The 3,285-nt window shown below is 37.9% G+C and carries 4 protein-coding genes; all 4 read left to right on the forward strand.

All coding sequences use genetic code 11. The features are described 5' to 3' along the window. The coding region (locus tag MRT15_RS11040; RefSeq protein ID WP_304330249.1) for a glycosyltransferase family 2 protein at window positions 1–786 on the forward strand (786 nt) is incomplete at its 5' end. Window positions 787–799: 13 nt separating this feature from the next. Beyond that, window positions 800–1,915, forward strand: coding sequence for a glycosyltransferase family 4 protein (locus MRT15_RS11045; RefSeq protein ID WP_304330250.1), 1,116 nt, complete (start codon window positions 800–802; stop codon window positions 1,913–1,915). A gap of 27 nt (window positions 1,916–1,942) precedes the next feature. Continuing rightward, window positions 1,943–2,902: an FkbM family methyltransferase gene (locus MRT15_RS11050; protein WP_304330252.1), complete on the forward strand. Its 960-nt coding sequence runs from the start codon at window positions 1,943–1,945 to the stop codon at window positions 2,900–2,902. Between the two features lie 25 nt (window positions 2,903–2,927). Next, a partial coding sequence (locus tag MRT15_RS11055) for a glycosyltransferase family A protein (protein ID WP_304330254.1) occupies window positions 2,928–3,285 on the forward strand: 358 nt, incomplete at its 3' end.

The following is a 3,285-nucleotide window of genomic DNA, read 5'->3' on the forward strand; positions in this document are numbered from 1 at the left end:
GTGGAGCTGAGGGGCCCTCTAAATGTGGAGGGTTCTGTGGGGAGGATATCGATAGTAATGCCTGCATATAATGTTGAAGATGATATTGTTGAGGCTATAAGTGGGGTTAGGGGGGTTTTGGAGAAGGTCACTGATGATTATGAGATAATAGTTGTGAATGATGGTTCAACTGATGAAACTGCCAGGAGAGTTGAGGGTGTGATGGATGATCATGTGAGGATTGTGAATCACTCTGTTAATATGGGTAAGGGTGCGGCGGTAAAGACTGGCGTAAGGTATGCGAGTGGAGATTACACGATACTATTGGATGCTGATAGGGATATAGATGTGAGGAATATGATGCAATACATTAAGGCTTTGAGGGAATATGATGTTGTGATAGGCTCTAAGAGGCATCCGAAATCAATTTATCAAGCTCCAACATTGAGGAAGATACTGAGCGTGGGATATAACATTCTGGTTAAGGCTTTACTTGGGATAAGGGTTGGAGATACTCAGACTGGGTTCAAAGCATTCAAAACTAAGCATCTGAAGATGATAATGAATGTGATCGTTGTGAAGAGGTACAGTTGGGATGCAGAAGCACTTGCAATAGCCAACATGCTCAAACTCAAAATTGCAGAAGCACCCGTACACATAAGGCAGGAAAAGCTATTCAAATTCAAAGACGCACTAAACATGCTAATAGAATTGCTTGGAATAATGTATAGGCTAAGGATAATAAAGTGGTATCAGAAGAACATTGAAAAATTAAACTTGCAATACAAACCACCAATGAAAATTTAGTAATGCCAAGATTATGGGGAAACTGAAGATATTGTGGTTTAACTGGAGATGCTGGATGAACCCGGAAATGGGTGGAGCTGAAGTCTTCACAAGGGAAGTTGCAAAGAGGCTTGTGAAAAATGGACATGAAATCACACTATTCACATCGAAATTCAATGGATGCAAAAGCGAGGAAGTTGATGATGAAGTTAAGATAATTAGAGATGGTGGAAGATACTCAGTATACTGGAAGGCTAAGGAACACTATAGGAAGAGTTTTTCAAGGGAAAGCTATGATGTCATCATAGATGAGATAAACACTAGACCATTCCTCACACCGAAATTCGCAAACAATGGAGAGAAAATTGTTGCCCTAATACATCAACTGGCAAGGGAATACTGGTTCTACGAAACGCCATTCCCAATAAGCTACATAGGCTACCACATCCTCGAAAATAGATGGCTGAAGAATTACGTAAACATACCCACAGTTACCGTCTCAGAAAGCACAAGGCGAGACCTACTAAATTTAGGATTTAAGAATGTTTCCATAGTTCCAGAAGGATTAAACTTCACACCATTAAGTGAAATTCCTGAGAAGGAAGGATATCCAGTCATCGCTTACGCTGGACGCTTGAAGAAGGCTAAGAGGCCAGACCATACAATTAAAGCATTCAAAATAGTTAAAGAGAAGCTTCCAAACTCCGAACTCTGGATCATTGGAGAAGGCCCCTATAGGAGGGATTTGGAGAGAATGGCTTGTGATGGAGTCAAATTTTTCGGAGGACTGTCAAATGAGGAGCGGAGGAGGCTTCTAGCTAGAGCTTGGATTCTGGTCAACCCAAGCGTGAGGGAGGGATTTGGACTAAACGTTCTGGAGGCAAACGCCCTAGGCACACCATGCATTGCATACGATGTCGCAGGATTAAGGGATTCAATCATAGATGAGAAGACGGGATTACTCGTAAAGGAAAACGGGAACGTTAGAAGACTTGCTGAAGCAATTATGAGAGTTCTAGAAGATGAAGCGCTAAGAAGGACTCTGAGCGTAAATGCCTTAGAATATTCTAGAAACTTCAGCTGGGATAAGACAGCTCAAGAATTCGAGAAGATCCTAAATGGATCTGTTAATGAAAAAGATACCACATAAAGTCTTAAGCTAAATATATGGATAAGTATGATATCAGCATTTAAGCTCTATCATGGTTACATCCTTTACACTAAATTTTACTTTTACAAGTATTATGGATTGCGGAAAAGTGCTAAAGGTATAATTTTTTTCCACTATAGGGCATTTAAAAAGTTATTTCAGAACCCATCAACGGAACATATAGTTGAAGTTAACGGTTACAAAATGTCACTCATACCATATGATGAAGGTATTTCAACTGAACTACTGTTATTTAAAATTCATGAACCTCTTTCCACTGAAATATTAAAGAAATTACTTAAAAGTGGCATGACCTGTATAGACATTGGTTCTAATATAGGCTATTATGCTTTGCTTGAGCGTAAAATCGTTGGAGAAAAGGGTAAGGTAATAGCTATCGAACCATCCCCAATTAACCTCTACTATCTTCGGAGAAACATAGCATTAAATAGGTTCAATGACATTGAAGTATTTAATTACGCATTTTCTAATTTTGATGGGGAATGCCTCTTTTTACATGATAAGCACCATAGCAACCTTTCCAAAGTGTTAAATGAAAATATGGTAGAAAAATCGTGCGGGTCGCAACTTCTCAAGGTTCCATGTAAAAGGCTAGACTCCTTCCTGAAAGAACATCCACTTAAAAACATTGACTTCATAAGAATGGATGTGGAAGGACATGAAACAGAAATAATTAGCGGAGGATATCAAACAATAAGAACCTATAAACCAATCCTCTTTCTGGAGATACATAAAGGCATTTTAGGCCTTAACAAAACACTAAAACTACTTAAAACTCTAGAAGAACTAGGCTATACAAAGAGTATATACATACCGAGGGAGCTGAACATGCCACTAATAGGAAGCGAAAAAGATGTACAAACATGTTTGCTCAACGAAATTTCCAAAAAGATACACTTAATTCCAGATTGCTTTCACCTTATATTATTCCATAAAGCACATCAAAATGCCGAGGAGCTATTATAAAATCAATAAGAGGATTTAACAAACAATGCTGAGCGAACCCTTAGTCTCTATTGTTATTCCAACATACAACTCAGAGAAAACTTTAGCAAAATGTTTAGAATCTATTGAAAATCAAACTTATAAAAATATTGAAACTATTGTTGTCGATTCATATTCAAAGGATGATACCATTAAAATTGCAAAGAGCTTTAACGTAAAAGTCATGCAAACATCTTGGAAATTACTTGGTTCAAGATATTTAGGGTTTAAAGAAAGTGCTGGTCATGTTATTCTTCTACTTGACTCGGATCAAATTTTAGAAAAGACTAGTGTCAAGCGGGCTTTAAAACTGCTAAATGATGGGTACGACATGTTATGTCTAGAAGAACATGTCTTTAAACCTA

Source organism: Candidatus Culexarchaeum yellowstonense (genome assembly GCF_024707025.1).
In the GTDB taxonomy this organism is placed as follows: Archaea; Thermoproteota; Methanomethylicia; order Culexarchaeales; family Culexarchaeaceae; genus Culexarchaeum.

Excerpts from the sequence above, each read along its gene's own strand:
- MRT15_RS11045 (WP_304330250.1), top strand. The coding sequence starts at position 800 with ATGGGGAAACTGAAGATATTGTGGTTTAACTGGAGATGCTGGATGAAC.
- MRT15_RS11050 (WP_304330252.1), top strand. The coding sequence starts at position 1,943 with ATGATATCAGCATTTAAGCTCTATCATGGTTACATCCTTTACACTAAA.